Origin of the sequence: Amycolatopsis regifaucium (assembly GCF_001613935.1) — a bacterium.
Classification (GTDB): domain Bacteria; phylum Actinomycetota; class Actinomycetes; order Mycobacteriales; family Pseudonocardiaceae; genus Amycolatopsis; species Amycolatopsis regifaucium.
In genome coordinates this window covers 401049-416440 of the sequence record NZ_LQCI01000034.1, presented here as the reverse complement: position 1 = coordinate 416440, position 15392 = coordinate 401049, and the positions used below count along the sequence as shown (strand labels likewise).

Annotated in this window: 15 protein-coding genes; 5 read left to right on the top strand and 10 right to left on the bottom strand. The window is 69.2% G+C overall.

What is annotated here, in order from left to right; all coding sequences use genetic code 11:
* Nucleotides 1-73: 73 nt before the first annotated feature.
* Nucleotides 74-3193: an AfsR/SARP family transcriptional regulator gene (locus AVL48_RS25760; RefSeq protein ID WP_061980357.1), complete on the top strand. Its 3120-nt coding sequence runs from the start codon at nucleotides 74-76 to the stop codon at nucleotides 3191-3193.
* Here the strand turns inward: AVL48_RS25760 and AVL48_RS25755 are convergent.
* On the bottom strand, nucleotides 3175-3858 hold the full coding sequence (locus tag AVL48_RS25755; protein WP_061980358.1) for a hypothetical protein: 684 nt from the start codon (nucleotides 3856-3858) through the stop codon (nucleotides 3175-3177). The two genes, AVL48_RS25760 and AVL48_RS25755, sit on opposite strands and share 19 nt — an antisense overlap.
* A complete protein-coding gene (locus tag AVL48_RS25750; RefSeq protein ID WP_061980359.1) occupies nucleotides 3855-4088 on the bottom strand; it encodes a hypothetical protein in 234 nt (77 codons plus the stop codon). The genes AVL48_RS25755 and AVL48_RS25750 overlap by 4 nt, the downstream gene beginning before the upstream one ends.
* Nucleotides 4089-4215: 127 nt before the next feature.
* On the opposite strand from AVL48_RS25750, the gene AVL48_RS40595 reads away from it, so the two are divergent.
* Nucleotides 4216-4347, top strand: coding sequence for a hypothetical protein (locus AVL48_RS40595; protein WP_279626643.1), 132 nt, complete (start codon nucleotides 4216-4218; stop codon nucleotides 4345-4347).
* Nucleotides 4344-5903: an MFS transporter gene (locus AVL48_RS25745; protein WP_061980360.1), complete on the top strand. Its 1560-nt coding sequence runs from the start codon at nucleotides 4344-4346 to the stop codon at nucleotides 5901-5903. Before AVL48_RS40595 ends, AVL48_RS25745 begins: the two co-directional genes overlap by 4 nt.
* A 14-nt stretch (nucleotides 5904-5917) precedes the next feature.
* On the opposite strand, the gene AVL48_RS25740 is transcribed toward AVL48_RS25745, so the two are convergent.
* Both AVL48_RS25740 and AVL48_RS25735 read right to left on the bottom strand, forming a co-directional pair.
* Entirely contained in the window at nucleotides 5918-6409 is a 492-nt protein-coding gene (locus AVL48_RS25740) for a nuclear transport factor 2 family protein (RefSeq protein ID WP_061980361.1), read from the bottom strand.
* The gene (locus AVL48_RS25735) at nucleotides 6406-7017 is read right to left on the bottom strand and encodes a TetR/AcrR family transcriptional regulator (RefSeq protein ID WP_061980362.1); all 612 of its coding nucleotides are present in this window, start codon (nucleotides 7015-7017) and stop codon (nucleotides 6406-6408) included. The genes AVL48_RS25740 and AVL48_RS25735 overlap by 4 nt, the downstream gene beginning before the upstream one ends.
* A 65-nt stretch (nucleotides 7018-7082) precedes the next feature.
* Here AVL48_RS25735 and lhgO point away from each other — a divergent pair, with 65 nt between their 5' ends.
* The gene (lhgO, locus tag AVL48_RS25730; RefSeq protein ID WP_061980363.1) at nucleotides 7083-8264 is read left to right on the top strand and encodes an L-2-hydroxyglutarate oxidase; all 1182 of its coding nucleotides are present in this window, start codon (nucleotides 7083-7085) and stop codon (nucleotides 8262-8264) included.
* A gap of 22 nt (nucleotides 8265-8286) precedes the next feature.
* Here lhgO and AVL48_RS25725 read toward each other — a convergent pair whose 3' ends face one another.
* Both AVL48_RS25725 and serS read right to left on the bottom strand, forming a co-directional pair.
* Nucleotides 8287-9279 carry a DUF3558 family protein gene (locus AVL48_RS25725; protein WP_061980364.1) on the bottom strand — a complete coding sequence of 331 codons (993 nt, stop codon included), beginning with the start codon at nucleotides 9277-9279 and terminating at the stop codon, nucleotides 8287-8289.
* A gap of 34 nt (nucleotides 9280-9313) precedes the next feature.
* Nucleotides 9314-10582 (bottom strand): serine--tRNA ligase, encoded by a 1269-nt coding sequence (serS, locus tag AVL48_RS25720; protein ID WP_074038225.1) that lies wholly within the window; start codon nucleotides 10580-10582, stop codon nucleotides 9314-9316.
* Nucleotides 10583-10715: 133 nt separating this feature from the next.
* Between serS and AVL48_RS25715 the strand changes: the two genes are divergently transcribed.
* Nucleotides 10716-11999 (top strand): aspartate aminotransferase family protein, encoded by a 1284-nt coding sequence (locus tag AVL48_RS25715; protein ID WP_061980366.1) that lies wholly within the window; start codon nucleotides 10716-10718, stop codon nucleotides 11997-11999.
* Between the two features lie 65 nt (nucleotides 12000-12064).
* Here the strand turns inward: AVL48_RS25715 and AVL48_RS25710 are convergent, their stop codons facing one another.
* Genes AVL48_RS25710 through AVL48_RS25695 form a run of 4 tightly spaced genes read right to left on the bottom strand, consistent with a single transcriptional unit; the run spans nucleotide 12065 to nucleotide 15315 of the window.
* Complete coding sequence (locus AVL48_RS25710) at nucleotides 12065-12970, bottom strand: haloalkane dehalogenase (protein WP_143104622.1); 906 nt, start codon at nucleotides 12968-12970, stop codon at nucleotides 12065-12067.
* A gap of 55 nt (nucleotides 12971-13025) precedes the next feature.
* Complete coding sequence (locus tag AVL48_RS25705) at nucleotides 13026-13478, bottom strand: DUF350 domain-containing protein (RefSeq protein ID WP_061980368.1); 453 nt, start codon at nucleotides 13476-13478, stop codon at nucleotides 13026-13028.
* Nucleotides 13479-13536: 58 nt separating this feature from the next.
* The gene (locus AVL48_RS25700; protein ID WP_061980369.1) at nucleotides 13537-14703 is read right to left on the bottom strand and encodes a glutathionylspermidine synthase family protein; all 1167 of its coding nucleotides are present in this window, start codon (nucleotides 14701-14703) and stop codon (nucleotides 13537-13539) included.
* The gene (locus AVL48_RS25695) at nucleotides 14704-15315 is read right to left on the bottom strand and encodes a hypothetical protein (RefSeq protein ID WP_244162525.1); all 612 of its coding nucleotides are present in this window, start codon (nucleotides 15313-15315) and stop codon (nucleotides 14704-14706) included. It abuts the gene before it with no gap.
* Nucleotides 15316-15392 lie beyond the last annotated feature (77 nt).

The window sequence follows — 15392 nt, the reverse complement described above, 5'->3', positions numbered from 1 at the left end:
TGTATAGACGCCGATCGGCGTAGTTCGGGCGGGCTGGAACAGCCCAGGTCAACGACGCCCTACTCTTTGCCCCATGCGATTCGGCGTTCTGGGGGCGACGGAGGTGCGCCGTGCGGACGGCGCTCTCGTGCCGGTCGGCGGGCCCAGGGTCCGGACGCTGTTCGCGCTGCTCGCGCTGGAGGCGGGCCGGGTCGTCCCGGCCGAACGGCTCATCGACGGTCTCTACGGCGAACGACCACCCGAAGGGGTGGTAAACGCGTTGCAATCCCAGGTCTCCCGGTTGCGCGGCGCGCTGAAGGATTTCGCGCCGGTCGAATTCACTCCGGCGGGTTATCGGTTGGCCGTGGATCCCACCGACGTCGACGTCCACCGGTTCGAGCAGCTCGCCGCGGAAGGACGTCGCATCCTCGCGGCGGGAGACGCCACGAAGGCGGCCGAACTGCTTCGCGACGCTCTCGCTCTGTGGCGTGGCCCTGCGTTCGCGGACATCACCGACGCGCCGTTTCGGGAGCCGCAGGTCACCCGGCTCGACGAACTGAGGACGTCGGCGATCGAAGACCGGGTCGAAGCGGATCTCAAGCTGGGACGGCACGAAGACGTCCTCACCGACCTTCGCGAGATCGTCACCGCCCGACCGCTGCGCGAACGGCCACGTGCGCTGCTGATCCGCGCGCTGCACGCCGCCGGACGCCATGCCGACGCGCTCACCGCGTTCGAGGACGCCCGCCGGGTCCTCGCCGACGAACTCGGCACGGATCCGGGACCGGAACTCGCGGCCGCGCATCTGGCCGTGCTGCGCGGCGAGACGCCTCCCGCCAAAGAAGTGACGACGCCGCTCCCGGCGCAGCTCACCAGCTTCATCGGGCGCGAGGGCGACCTCCGGCACGTACTCGGCCAACTGGACCGCTCCCGGCTGGTGACGCTGACCGGCCCCGGTGGGACCGGCAAGACCCGGCTGGCGGTCGAAGTCGCGGCCGTCGCGGACCTGCCCGTGGTGTTCGTCGGGCTCGCGCCCTGCACCGAGGACGCCGACGTCGCCCACGCCGTGCTGACCGCGCTCGGCCTGCGGACCACCCCGCTCGGCGCGGCGACCGCCCGGGTGGAGAACGAACCCGTCGAGCGACTGATCGGCGCCTTGGCCGACCGGGCGCTGCTGGTGGTGTTCGACAACTGCGAGCATCTGGTCGACGCGGCCGCGAAACTGATCGCGCGGCTGCTCGGCGCGGCCGCGGCACTGCGGGTGCTCGCCACCAGCCGCGAACCGCTCGGCATCACCGGCGAAGTCGTCTCCCCCGTGCCCCGGCTCGCCGTGCCGCCGCCGGGGACGCCGCCCGCGCGCTCGATGGAGTTCGCCGCCGTTCGGTTGTTCGCCGATCGCGCCCGGGCCAACGATCCGGGCTTCGCCGTCGACGACACCACCGCGGGCGACGTCCAGCGCGTCTGCGCCGCGCTCGACGGGCTGCCACTGGCCATCGAACTCGCCGCGGCCCGCGTCCGGGCCCTGCCGGTCGGCGAGATCGCCATCCGGTTGGACGACCGCTTCGCCCTGCTCTCCCGCGGCAGCCGCGTCGCCGAAAACCGGCATCGCACGCTGCGCGGCGTCGTCGAATGGAGCTGGGATCTGCTCGACGAGGACGAACGGCGGCTCGGCAGGCGGCTGACCGTTTTCGCGGGCGGCACCACCCTCGCCGACGCCGAGGCGGTCTGCGCAGTGCCGGGCACCGGGGAGCTGCTTCCGTCCCTTGTGGACAGATCACTCGTCGAGCGGACCGGGAACCGGTACCGGATGCTCGAAACCATCCGGGCCTTTTTCGCGGAAAAGCTCGCCGAAGCGGACGAGACCGAGCGGATGCGACGCGCGCACGGCGAACACTTCCTCGCCCTCGCCGAAACGGCCGATCCGCTCATCCGTACCGGTGATCAGCTGAGCTGGCTGGACCGCGTCGACGACGCCTACGACGACCTGCTGGCCGCGTTGCGGTGGTCGGCCGAGGCGGACGCGCGGATCGCGCTGCGGCTTTCGGCCTCGATGGTGACGTACTGGTGGATGCGCGGGCGCCGGTTCGAAGGCTCGACGCTGTGCCTGGAAGTGGTCAAACAGCTCGGTCCGCGTCCGCCGGAGGGGCTCGAAGAGGAATACCAGCTCTGCGTGCTCAACGCCGCCGCCGGTCTCCGCGGCCACGAAGCCCTCGACCGCCATCTTCCGGCGGTGGACGACCTCGGGCACACCATGGCCAAGGCACCCCGGAATCCGGCGCTGCTGCTGTTGATGGGGGTCGTGACCGGTCCGCCCGGTGACGACGACTCGCTGGTCAAACGCAGTCAGGCCCTGTTGGCGCACAGCGACGCGTGGAGTCTCGCCCTCGCGCCGACGGGGTATGGCCTCCGCGCCTTGATGCGGGGCGACCTCGAACCGGCGGAAGAGTTCCTGCGCCAGGGGGCGGCGGCGTTCCGGCGGCTCGGGGAACGCTGGGGACTCTCGATGGCGCTCGATCACCTGTCACAGATCCTGATCTGGACGGACAGGCAGGCGGAAGCACTCGAAACGATGAACGAGGCGCTCCGGCTGATGCGGGAACTCGGGGCCTCGGACGACAACGCGGACCTGCTGTGCCGTCGCGGCGGCAGCAAACTGCTGCACGGTGACGCCGCGGGGGCGCGGGCGGATTTCGAACTCGCCATCGAAATCGCGCGGCGCTCCGGAATGCCGGAAAGCCGCGCGGCCGGATACATCGGGCTCGCCTTCCTCGCCCGGCACGAAGGCGATCTGGCCACAGCTCGCGCGCTGAGCGAACTCGCGCTTTCGGAGTGCCCTGGCGGCTCGTTCGCCGCCGAAGGGGTCCGTGCCGGAGCGAGGATTTCGCTGGGCTGGGTGCTGGCCGCCGAGGGTGACGCGGACGGCGCCGAGGAACTGCACCGGTCGGCGCTCGTCTCGGCGGACCGGTGGCACGACAGCACCACCCTGGCCTGCGCCGTCGAAGGTCTCGCCGGGGCCGCCCTGCTCCGGGGTGATCCCGAGCGGGCGGCGGTCCTGATCGGCGCCGCGGTGACCGTCAGGGGCACCCCGTCCGCCGTCGATCTGGACGCCGCCCTGCTCCGGGCGACCGTTCGGGAGCGGCTCGGTGACGACTTCGACCGGGCCTACCGCCGGGGCCTCGGCCTGCGGAACGCCGCTCAACTGGCGGGATTGTGAACGCCGGTCAGCAGGACCCCCCTCGGCGCGAACCGGGCGACGGCCTCGGTCAGGAGCCGCGAGTCCAGCTCACTGTCCTGCACCGCCACGTACAGCGGCTCCGCGTTGACCGGGACAGCGCCCAGCCGGGTCATGCCGGGGCCGACCGGATCGATGGTGAGCCGGGTGACGTCGCGCCACGGCACGACCGTCCGCTCGACCCGGACGCCCACCGCGTCCAATTCGAAGAGCACCCACTGCTGGTCGTGCAGCGATCGCACGTAGGCGAGGACCCCGCAGACACCGGCGATCAGGATGACGCGCAGCGGACCGGGAGCGTCGATCGAGCCGAGCAGCGCGGCGAGCGCGAAGAAGACGACCAGGATTCCGGACAGCTTCGCGGCAGCGACCAGCCCCGCGTTCGGCTTGTGCACCCGGAACCGCACGGTGCGGTTCAGCTGTTTCGTGAGCATCCCGCCGCCGACGGCGACGGCCAGCGCGATCATCGTCACCACCAGCGCGCCCGGGGAGAAGTCCACGAAGACCTGGTAACCGGCGATCAGCGTGACGAAGCCGCCGACGACGGTCAAGGCCAGTGCGAGCTTGCCCTTGCGGATGTCGCGCTCCCGCCGTTCGAGCGCGGCCTGGTCCGGGGCGGCGAGAAAGCCGCCGTCGATGTTCCTCATCGGGCATCACGCTGTGCTGCGTCTTCGGTGGCCAGTGCGGCTGCGCGGCGCTCGCGCTGACGGCGGTCGAGGACGTACAGCAGCGCGCCGGCCCCGGCGCTCAGTGCGGCGTAGAACAGGTCCTGTAGGCCGTCTTCGGGGTAGCCGGTGGAGAACTCGATCATCGCGAGCGCGACGAAGAGGACGCTGAACACGGCTCCCGCGATCATGTACACCTTGTTGCCGAGCATGGAATCCCTCGCTTTCGGTCTTGTGTGCCGAAAGCTTCGCGCGGAGCACATGACATTCCGATGACACGAAACGAGCCGTCAGCGTTCGGTGCGCGGGCGGTCAGCTGGGGCGGTCACGCTCGCGGCCATGACCTACCTCGCGGGATCACCCGAAGACTTCCTCGCCGTGCGGCACATGAGCACCCGGTTCCACCTCGGCGACGGTGAGCACGGCACGGCGCGTCACTCGCCGGAATTCACCTTCGGGGTGACGCGATGACCATCGGCCGCGGCCGCAAGGTCGGCACGCTCGCGGTCTGCGTCCTCGCGCAACTGCTGATCGCGATCGATCTCACCGTGCTGCATCTGGTGCTGCCGTCCCTGTCGGAACAGCTGCGTCCGTCGGCGACCGAAATGCTGTGGATCGCCGACGCGTACGGCTTCGCGCTCGCCGGGCTGCTGATCACGATGGGGAACGTGGGCGACCGGATCGGGCGGAAGAAGCTGCTGCTGATCGGGGCGTCGCTGTTCGGGATCGCCTCGGTGATCACGGCGTACGCGCCGACCGCGGAACTCCTGATCGCCGCCCGCGTGCTGCTGGGGATCGCCGCCGCGACGCTGATGCCCTCGACGCTGTCGATCGTGCGGAACGTGTTCACCGGCAAGGAACGTGCCGCCGCGATCGGGATTTCGAGTGGGCTGACGATCCTCGGTTTCGGGCTGGGACCGCTCGTCGGCGGTGTCCTGCTCGAGCACTTCTGGTGGGGTTCGGTGTTCCTGGTCAACGTGCCGGTGGTGGTGGTCATGGTGATCGCCGGCGCGCTGATCCTGCCCGAGTCGAAGAATCCGGAACCCGGCCGGATCGACGTGCTCAGTGTGCTGCTGTCGATCGTCGGTCTGGTCGGGATCGTCTACACGATCAAGGAAATCGCGTACAAGGGCTGGGGACACTGGGACATCGCCGTCGCCGCGGTGCTCGGTCTCGGCACTCTGCCTGCGTTCTTCGTGCGGCAACCGAGGCTGGCCGAACCGCTGATGGACCTCAAGCTGTTCACGCAACGCGCGTTCTCGGCGACGATCGGCACCACCATCCTGGCGATGTTCGCGCAGCTCGCGGTGTCCGTGATGTTCGCGCAGTACCTCCAGCTGGTGGCGGGCTGGTCGCCATTGAAGTCCGGGCTCGCCGGGCTGCCGGGAATGGGCGGCGCGATCCTCGGCGGCGTACTCGCCCCACTGGGGATCAAGCTTTTCGGCCGGGCGGTCACCATCGCGCTGGGGTGCGGTCTTTCGGCGGTCGGCTTCGCGTTGTACTCGGGTATCAGCGTGACGATCGTCTACCCCGAACTGCTCGCCGCGATGATCATCTTCGGCGTCGGCCTGGCGCTGATTCTCTCGGTCGCGACGGACACGGTGCTCGGCGTCGTCCCGAAGGCCAGGGCCGGCGCGGCGTCGGCGATCTCCGAGACGGCGACGGAACTCGGCGGGGCGCTGGGGATCGCGGTGCTGGGCAGTGTGCTCGGGGCGCTCTACCGGAGCGAACTCGTCGTCCCGGCGGGTCTGCCGTCCGAGACGGTCTCGGACACTCTCGGTGGTGCCGTCCAGGTCGCGGCGCAGTTGCCGCCCGAGCAAGGAGCGCTGGTCCTGGCCAACGCGAAACTGGCGTTCGTCGACGGGCTGCAGCTGACGATGCTGTGCTCGGCGGGGCTCATGGCGCTACTGGCGGCCAGCGCGTTGTTCACGCTGCGCGGCGTGCCGAAGGTGCTCGAAGACCCCGACGACACTTCCGCATTTGGTCCTCTGAATGCGGAAGCGCCGCACGCCTCACACCGCGTTTAGTCCTCTGAACGCGGTCAGGGGCGGGGTCCGGCCAGGGGGACGGCACGGCGGTCGCCCGACCGCACCATGGCCAGCAACGGTTTGGTGGCCACGCTCAGGAACCGGGCCGCGAAGGTACGGCCGTTGCGGCGCGCGATGTCGGGGCCGAAGGCGTCCATGAGCGCGACGAGGCCGGGCAACGGCCGCACGAACAACGTCGCTTCGGCGATGAGCCCGTCTTCGTCGAGCTTCAGCACCGCCGCCTCTTCGACCTCCTCGTCGCCGATGCGCGCGGAGTAGACGACCACGCGCGTCGACGAGTCGCCGGTGTCGGTGCTGAAGCGGACGTCGCGCAGATGACTGAAGGCGACTTCCAGCAGCGGCCTGAGTTCCGCGTGCCCGGTGAACCGCACCCGGCTGGTCAACGGCGAACGCACCACCGCGTCCGGCGCGTAGGCGCTCAGCCCGAGTTCGACGTCTCGTGTCTCCAGAGCCCGGCGGTACCGCTCGATGGTTTCGATGCTCATGTGTCCTCCTGGATCAGGGCTCCCAGACCGCGCCACAGCAGATCAGCCGTGATCGCGACGACTTGCTCGCGCGGGATGTCGCGGTTGCTCCACCACCAGGTGGCGATGGCGTTCAATGCGCTTTTCGCCGCTTCGGCGAGTACCTCGTTCGCGCGTTCGCGGGGCAGGTCCGCGGTCAGCGCCAGACCGGGGACCTGCGCGAACACCTCGGTCAGCTGTCCGGTGGCCCTGGCCTGCCCGCGCCGGTGCACCTGGGCGACGCTCTCGTCGGACGGCGTTTCGGCGAAGATCATCCGCCAGCCGCGTTCGTTCGTTTCCATCCAGGCGAAGATCGCCTCCACCCGGCCGCGCAGCAGTTCCTCGGCGGTGCCCGACGGCGGCAGCTCGGCCCAGCCTGCCAGCAGACTGTCCACTTCGGACTCCAGCAGTCCGGCGTACAGCTTCGCCTTGGACGGGAAATGGTCGTAGAGCACGGGCGTGCTGATCCCGGCCGCCGTCGCGACCTCGCGCATCCCGGCCCCGTCGTAGCCGGACGCGGCGAACACCCGCGCCGCCGCGGCGAGGATCCGCTCCCGGCGTTCGTCCTTGCTGAGCCGCTTACCTGACATCGGTCAGGTACGCTATCACCTAACCTGACAGTCGTCAGGTTGCGCTCCGGGTAGCCTGGTCGATCGTGCGTACAGTCGTAGTCATCGGGGGCGGGATCGTCGGTCTCGCCGTGGCCTGGGAACTGACCAAACGGGGCCTGGACGTCACGGTGCTCGAAAAGGAGGACCGCTGGGCGGCCCACCAGACCGGGCACAACTCCAACGTCGTGCACGCGGGGCTCTACTACAGGCCGGGTTCCTTCAAGGCGAGGATGTCCACCGCGGGCAATAGGTCCATTGTGGACTTCGCGCGGCAGTACGGGGTGCCGGTGGAGGTCTGCGGCAAGCTGGTCGTCGCGACCTCGGAAGCGGAGCTTCCGGCGCTGAAGGTGCTCGCCGAACGGGCCGAAGCCAACGGCGTCCCGGCCAAGCTGATCACCCCGGGCGAAGCCCGCGAGTACGAACCCGAAGTGTCGTGCGTCGCCGCGCTGCGCGTGGAGTCCACCGGCATCATCGACTTCCCCGCCGTCTGCACCGCGCTGGTGCGCCTGCTCGACCAGTCCGACGCCGACCTGCGCCTCGGCACGCCCGCGCTGGGCATCCGCGCGGGCCGCACCGGCGGCGTCGAGGTGGCGACCGGCGACGAGGTGATCCACGCGGACGCGCTCGTCAACTGCGCGGGCCTGCACGCCGACCGCGTCGCGCGGCTCGCCGGGCTCACCCCGAGCGCGCGGATCGTGCCCTTCCGCGGCGAGTACTACGAACTGAAGCCCGAACGCCGTCACCTCGTCCGCGGCCTGATCTACCCGGTGCCGGATGCGTCGCTGCCGTTCCTCGGCGTGCACCTGACCCGCATGCTCGACGGCAGCGTGCACGCCGGCCCCAACGCCGTGCTCGCGCTGCGCCGCGAGGGCTACACCTGGCGCGACATCTCCGCGAGGGACCTCGCCGAGGTCGCCCGCTTCCCCGGCGTCTGGCGGCTCGCGCGCAAGTACGCCTACCCGACCGGGCTCGACGAGGTCCGCCGCTCGTTCTCCCGCCGCCGCTTCGCGGAAAGCCTCGCACGGCTCGTGCCCGCCGTCACCGAGGACGACATCGTGCGGCACGGCTCCGGGGTCCGCGCGCAGGCGCTGCGGCCGGACGGCGCGCTCGTCGACGACTTCCTGATCGAGACCGCGCGTAACCAGGTGCACGTCCTCAACGCGCCCTCACCGGCGGCGACCAGCGCGTTGGAGATCGCCAAGTACATCGCCGACGAGGTGGCCTGACCGACCGATTACGCGCAGTCGGCTAGGACGCGGGCACGTTCGCGGTCACCAGCGGCATCACGGCCTGCGGGATTTCGCAGGCCTTGGCCTTGTCGGTGAGGTCGCCGGTGTCGATCTTGATCGACGACGTCTCCGTGACCGGCATGAGCGCGACGCAGATCGGGCTGTCCGCGGCGGAGTAGACGATCCACTTCCGGCCGTTCACCACCTGCTCGGCCGGAGTGCCTTCCAGCCCGGGGACGTCCTCGGTCTTGGTCGCGGTGTAGACCCACAGGTCGAGTGCCTTCTTGCCCGCGTCGCCGTCCGTGTCGTCCCACTGGCAGCCGTTCTTCGGATCCCTCGACGAACCGTTCATCGGCCGCGCGGGCTGCAGGTTGAACGGGGCCACCTGCTCCGGCTTGAGCAGGGTGCACGGGTCGACGTTCACCAGCGGCCCGGACGGTTCGAGTGGCTTCTGGCCCGGCGGCGCGGTGATCTGCGGATCCTGCTGCCCGCCGGGGAGATGTGACGCGATCGCGGGTGCGGCGGCCTTCGCCAGGTCGCACGCCTTGCTGTTGTCATCGCCCGGGGCGTCGCTCGAAATCTCGATGAACGTCTTCGCGTCCAGCTCGGTGGCCAGCGAGCAGTAGCTCGGGCCGAGGACGGTCGCGTAGCGCGTCCAGGTGAACCCGCCGATGCCGAACTTCTCGCCGGGCAGCGCGCCCGCGTAGTAGTCGACGGCCGACAGGTTCAGGCTCTGCGACACTTCGAGCGCGACACCGTCGGGCGCGTCCTCCAGCTCGCTGAACCGGCAGACGGCGGGGACCTTCTGTTCGGGTTTCGCCGGACGTTCTTTGCCGGGGTACCTGACGCCCAGCTCGTCCGCCTGCTGCTGCGAAAGCAGTGCGCACGGGTCGGCCTTCGTGATCACCGGCCCCTGACCCGGCACCGGCGAGGCGGAGCCGCCGATCGTCGACGTACAGCCGCCGAGCGCCAGTACCGCCAGGCCGAGCACGACCGAATTCCGAAACCGCATGCGTTCCCTGTCCTCCGCCCTTCCGCGCGAAACGCTACTTCGATGTCGGTTCGAGCAGCTCGGTTCCGCCGAGGAAGGGACGCAGCGCTTCCGGCACCCGCACCGAACCGTCTTCGAGCTGGTGGTTTTCCAGGATCGCGACGATCCACCTGGTGGTGGCGAGCGTGCCGTTCAGCGTCGCGACCGTCTGCGGACGGCCGTCGTCGTCGCGGTAGCGGATGCCGAGGCGACGGGCCTGGAACGTCGTGCAGTTCGACGTCGAGGTCAGCTCGCGGTAGGTCTCCTGCGAAGGCACCCACGCCTCGCAGTCGAACTTCCGGTACGCGGAGGTGCCGAGATCGCCCGTGGCGGTGTCGATCACCCGGTACGGGACCTCGATCTTGGCGAGCATCTGCTCTTCCCAATCCAGCAGGCGCGCGTGTTCGGCTTCGGCGTCCTCGGGACGCGTGTAGACGAACATCTCGACCTTGTCGAACTGGTGGACGCGGATGATGCCGCGGGTGTCCTTGCCGTACGAACCGGCCTCGCGGCGGTAGCAGGACGACCAGCCCGCGTAGCGCTTCGGCCCCTTCGTCAGGTCGAGGATCTCGTCGGCGTGGTAGCCGGCGAGCGGGACCTCGGAGGTGCCGACGAGGTACAGGTCGTCGTCGCGCAGCCGGTAGACCTCCGACGAGTGCGCGCCGAGGAAGCCGGTGCCCGCCATGATCTCCGGGCGCACGAGGGTCGGCGTGATCATCGGCGTGAAGCCGTTCGCCGTCGCCTGCGCGACGGCCATGTTCAACAGCCCGAGCTGCAACTGGGCGCCGATGCCGGTGAGGAAGTAGAACCGGGACCCCGAGACCTTCGCGCCGCGCTCCATGTCGAGCGCGCCGAGGCCCTCGCAGAGTTCGAGGTGATCCTTCGGCGTGAAGTCGAACTTCTTCGGCTCGCCGACGTGCTTGAGCACGGCGTAGTCGTCCTCGCCGCCTTCGGGCGCGTCGGGGTGGACCAGGTTCGGCACCAGGCGGTGCAGCTGGTCGAACTCCTCCGACGCTTCGGTCTGCTCGACCTCGGCGGTCTTGACCTGGGCGGCGAGGTCCTTCGCCTTGGCGAGCAGTTCGGCCCGCTCGTCACCCTGTGCCTTCGGGATGAGCTTGCCCAGCGACTTCTGCTCGGCGCGCAGCTTGTCGGCGGCGGCGATCGAAGACCGGCGCCGGGAGTCGAGGGAGAGCAGCTTGTCGACCACTCCTTCGTCCTCGCCACGGGCGCGCTGAGAAGCGCGCACGACGTCCGGGTCATCGCGCAGAGTCCTGGGGTCAATCACGAGTGCTGAGAGTAGTCCGTGCGAGCCGCACAAAATGTGCGGGTCCGCGCGGATAACCCGACAGTCTGATCGTTGCCGCCCGTTTCGGGCCGTCCCCATACTGAGATCTCCCTGCTGCGGACGGAGAAACCCGATGACCGATGCGGACCTGCTGGCGCGGCACAAGGCGGTACTCCCGTCGTGGCTGGCGCTCTACTACGACGAGCCGATCGAGATCGTGCACGCGCAGGACCGCCGGGTCATCGACTCGACCGGACGCACCTATCTCGACTTCTTCGCGGGCATCCTGACGAACTCGATGGGCTACGACGTCTCGGCGATCAGCGACGCCGTGCGCAAGCAACTCGACACCGGGATCCTGCACACCTCGACGCTGTACCTGATCCGCTCGCAGGTCGAACTGGCCGAGCGCATCGCGAAGCTCTCCGGCATCCCGGACGCGAAAGTGTTCTTCACCAACTCCGGGACCGAGGCCAACGACACCGCGCTGATGCTCGCCACGCAATACCGGCGCAGCAACCAGGTGCTGGCGATGCGGAATTCGTACCACGGGCGGTCGTTCGCGACGGTCGGCATCACCGGCAACCGCGGCTGGTCGGCGTCGTCGCTGAGCCCGGTGAGGGTGAGCTACGTCCACGGTGGCTACCGCTACCGCAGCCCGTTCCGGGCCCTTTCGGACACGGAGTACATCGACGCCTGCGTCGCGGACCTCGTCGACGTCCTGGAGACGGGCACCTCGGGCGATGTCGCGTGCATGATCGCCGAGCCGATCCAGGGCGTCGGCGGCTTCAGCTCCCCGCCGGACGGCCTGTTCAAGGCGATGAAGGAGGTCCTCGACCAGTACGGGATCCTGTTCATCTCCGACGAGGTCCAGACCGGCTGGGGACGGACCGGGGAACACTACTGGGGGATCCAGGCGCATGACGTCGTCCCCGACGCGATGACCTTCGCGAAGGGCCTCGGCAACGGGCTCGCGATCGGCGGTCTCGTGGCGCGCGGCGACCTCGTCGACTGCCTGACCGCGAACTCGATCTCGACCTTCGGCGGCAACCCGGTCGCGATGGCGGGCGCGGCCGCGGTGCTCGACCACATCGCCGACCACGATCTCCAGGCCAACGCGCTGGCTCGCGGCAACGAACTGCTGGCCGGTTTGCGCGCGGCCGGGAGCCCGCTCATCGGGGACGTGCGCGGCAAGGGCCTGATGATCGGCGTGGAACTGGTCAATCCGGGTGGCATGGAGCCGAACCCGCAGGCCGCGGCGCGGATGATGGAGGAGACCAAGGCGCGGGGGCTGCTGATCGGCAAGGGCGGGCTGCACGGCAACGTGCTGCGGATCGCGCCGCCGATGACGCTCACCGCGGAGGAGGCCGCGGAGGGGCTGGGGATCGTCGTGGACGCGCTGGCGGCCGTGTCCTGAAGTGACATGAAAGGCCCCTTCATTGCAAATTTTGCAATGAAGGGGCCTTTCATGTCACGCGGGACTCAAGATTTCACGAAGCGGGCGATGACCTCGCCCAGCCGTCCACCGGCGTCCTCCTGCAGGAAGTGACCGGCGCCGGTGATCGTCGGATGCTCCAGTTCGCGGGCCCCGCGCATCGCGCCCCGCAGTTCGAGGCCCCAGGGCGCGGTGATGGGGTCGCCGTCGGAGAACGAGACCAGGAACGGCTTGTCCAGTTCGGTGAGCACCTTCAGCGCGGCCCGGTTGGCGGCCGAGGCCGGATCGTCCGGAGTGGTGGGTACCAGCGACGGCATCGCGCGCGGGGCGGCCTTGTACATCTCGTTCGGGAACGGCGCGTCGTAGGCGGCGCGGACCTCGGGCGGCAATTTGCTCTGACATCCCGCCTGCACGAAGCGGCCGACGTCGAGGACCTGGGCGTTCCCGACGGTCTCGCGGAACTTGTGCCAGATCTCCGGCATGTCGGTGTCGCCGGTGGGGAGGCCGGTGTTGGCCGCGACGACACGGGAGAAGCGGTCGGGGTTCTCGGCGACCAGCCGCAGGCCGATCAGGCCACCCCAGTCCTGACCGACCAGCGTGACCTCGGTCAGATCGAGGACGTCGAAGGCGAACGCGCGCATCCACTCGACGTGCCGCTGGTAGGTGTGGTCGACCATGTCGCCGGGTTTGTCGGAGCGGCCGAAGCCGACCAGGTCGGGCGCGATGGCGCGCAACCCGGCGTCGGCGAGCACCGGCATGACCTTGCGATAGAGATAGGACCAGGTGGGCTCGCCGTGCAGCAGCAGCACAGGCGGCCCGTCCTCGGGTCCGGCCTCCACGTAACCCACTCTGATCACGCCGCCGTGAAGGTCGACGAGTTCCGCGTAGCGCGGTTCGAAATCGAAGTCGGGCAGGTCCGAGAACCGGTCGTCCGGTGTCCTCAAAAGGCGCACGACTCCCACGGTAGTGGGAATCGTGCGCCTATGCCGTTTTCAGTACGACAAGGATTTACGAAATACCGACGGCCACGACGAGGCCGAGGGCGAGGTGCGCGGCGGCGACCACGACGCTGACCGGGGCGAACTTCTCGCTTTCGATGGTCGAGCGGACGTCGATCCGCGTCGCCCACTCCAGCAGCCGGACGGCCAGCACCTGCACCACGATGCCGAGCAGGCCGTAGACCAGCGACGTGATGAGGCCCTCGGTCAGGTCGCTGGCGGAGTTCGCGATCGCCACGACGACGATGAACGCCATCGACAGCAGACCCGACGCGGTGACGATCACCGCGTTCGGCAGGCCGCGTGAGACCAGCTGGGACAGCTTGCCGGGCGTGGTCCAGTCGATCGCCCAGAAGCCGGCGAACATCAGCAGCAGGCCGACGACGCCGTACAACAGGATCGCGCCGATCCCTCGCACGAGGTCGGAGCCGAACGTGTCGGACAGCGCAAGGGTGGTGGTCACAGGGTTCTCCCAGAAGTACGAGCTGGTCAGGAATGTCAGGTTTGTGCGGTTGCTTCTATCACGACTCGACGATGCGGTGCGGGACGAACGCCGCGCCGTCGTCCGTGACCAGTCCTGCCGTCTCGCGGATGCCGAGGCCGGCGGCCTGGTCGCCGACGATCCACGCACCGAGCGCGGGCCGGTATCCCTGGAACTCCGGGAGCGGGTCGAACGCCTGGTAGACGTACCCTTCGGCACCGTAGACGCCGTCGGTCTGCGTCTCGTAGCCGGTGGCGACGATCTGCACGTTCGCGCCCTCGCGACCGAGTTTCGGCTTGCGGACGTATTCGGTCAGCAGGCCGGGGTCGTCGGCGAAGGCGGGCAGCAGGTTCGGATGCCCCGGATAGTTCTCCCACAGGATCGCGAGCAGCGTCTTGTTGGAGAGGATCATCTTCCACAGCGGCTCGACCCACAGCGTGCGCGGCATGGTCTCGACGGCGAACCGGCCGAACTCCTCGTCGACCACCCATTCCCACGGGTAGAGCTTCACCACGGTCGCCATCTGCGCCTCTTCGAGGTCGACGAACCGCTTGAGCACCGGATCCCAGCCGATCTCCTCGATCGACAACCCGACGGTGTCGAGCCCGGCCTCGGCCGCGGTCTCCTGCAGGTACGCCGTCGTCACGTGGTCCTCACCGGAGGGATCCGCGGACGACCAGGTGAAGTGCAGTTCGTTGGAGGGCAGCTTGTCGGCGAGTTCGCCCCAGCGCTCGACCAGCTTCTCGTGGATCGAGTTCCACTGGTCGTTCTCCGGGAAGACCGCGGTCTTCCAGTGCCACTGCAGGACCGCGGCTTCGAGCAACGAGGTCGGGGTGTCGGCGTTGTACTCGAGCAGCTTCGCCGGGCTCTTGCCGTCGTAGCGCAGGTCGAACCGGCCGTAGACGTGCGGATCCTGCCGCTTCCACGACTCGGCGATATGCGGCCAGACCCACTCGGGGATGCCGAAGCGGTGGTACTGCTCGGTGGTCACCACGTTGTCGACGGCTTCGAGGCACATCGAGTGCAGCAGTTCCACGTCCGCCTCGACGGACAGGATCTCGTCCATCTCGAAGACGTAGTGGACCGACTCGTCCCAGTACGGCCTGGACTTGCCGGCACCGTCACGGGCGGGAGTGCCGAAGACCAGGCCCTGCTCCTCGACGATGTTCTGCCAGTCCCGCCGGGGCGGCTTGGAATCCCGGTACACCTACGAGCCCCCGCTCTTGCCGCTGCCGCCGGAGCCGCTCTTGCCGCTGATGCCGAACCCGCCGCGCTGGACGGTCTTGCCCGATTTGGTGCTGACGTTCGCGTTCGACGGCGCGGTGTACGAACCGCCGGACACGCGCTGCCCGATCGCGCCGCTGCCGCCGTAGTTGTAGCGGTAGCTCTGCATGGGCCCACCGATACCGCCGATGGGGATGAAGAAGAAGCCGCCGCTGACGTGTCCCCCGTGCGACCGCACGTAGTTCTCGTCGCAGTTCTGGTCGTTGTCGACGATCTCGTCCTTGGTGGTGCAGACGGCCGTGACGTTCTCCGGCTTCGCGACGGTGTAGAACGTCGCGACCAGGCCGACCAGCCCGACGGTCACCCCGGTGCCGATCAGGATCTTCTTCTTGGTCGACGACTTCTTCTCGGCGGCACGAGCGGCCTCGGCGGCCAGCGCCTCCTGCCGCTCCTGCTCCGCCAGCGCCTGCTGCCGCGCGCGCTGCTCGGCCAGCGACGGCTGACGCGCCTGCGTCGTCTCGTCCTGGAACCGCATCGAGCCGCGCTTCGGCGGCTCCTGGGGAGGCTGTCCCCCTCGGTTGTCATCCTGCGTCATCGAAGCTCCGTAATCGCCCGCCAGCACGAACCCGTGTCCAACACTAACCACCCGCTACGCGCACCTTACGTGCGGCG

Excerpts from the sequence above, each read along its gene's own strand:
- AVL48_RS40595 (WP_279626643.1), top strand. The coding sequence starts at position 4,216 with ATGACCTACCTCGCGGGATCACCCGAAGACTTCCTCGCCGTGCGGCAC.
- AVL48_RS25735 (WP_061980362.1), bottom strand. The coding sequence starts at position 7,017 with ATGTCAGGTAAGCGGCTCAGCAAGGACGAACGCCGGGAGCGGATCCTC.
- AVL48_RS25755 (WP_061980358.1), bottom strand. The coding sequence starts at position 3,858 with ATGAGGAACATCGACGGCGGCTTTCTCGCCGCCCCGGACCAGGCCGCG.
- AVL48_RS25695 (WP_244162525.1), bottom strand. The coding sequence starts at position 15,315 with ATGACGCAGGATGACAACCGAGGGGGACAGCCTCCCCAGGAGCCGCCG.
- AVL48_RS25760 (WP_061980357.1), top strand. The coding sequence starts at position 74 with ATGCGATTCGGCGTTCTGGGGGCGACGGAGGTGCGCCGTGCGGACGGC.
- AVL48_RS25745 (WP_061980360.1), top strand. The coding sequence starts at position 4,344 with ATGACCATCGGCCGCGGCCGCAAGGTCGGCACGCTCGCGGTCTGCGTC.
- AVL48_RS25715 (WP_061980366.1), top strand. The coding sequence starts at position 10,716 with ATGACCGATGCGGACCTGCTGGCGCGGCACAAGGCGGTACTCCCGTCG.
- AVL48_RS25740 (WP_061980361.1), bottom strand. The coding sequence starts at position 6,409 with ATGAGCATCGAAACCATCGAGCGGTACCGCCGGGCTCTGGAGACACGA.
- AVL48_RS25750 (WP_061980359.1), bottom strand. The coding sequence starts at position 4,088 with ATGCTCGGCAACAAGGTGTACATGATCGCGGGAGCCGTGTTCAGCGTC.
- AVL48_RS25725 (WP_061980364.1), bottom strand. The coding sequence starts at position 9,279 with ATGCGGTTTCGGAATTCGGTCGTGCTCGGCCTGGCGGTACTGGCGCTC.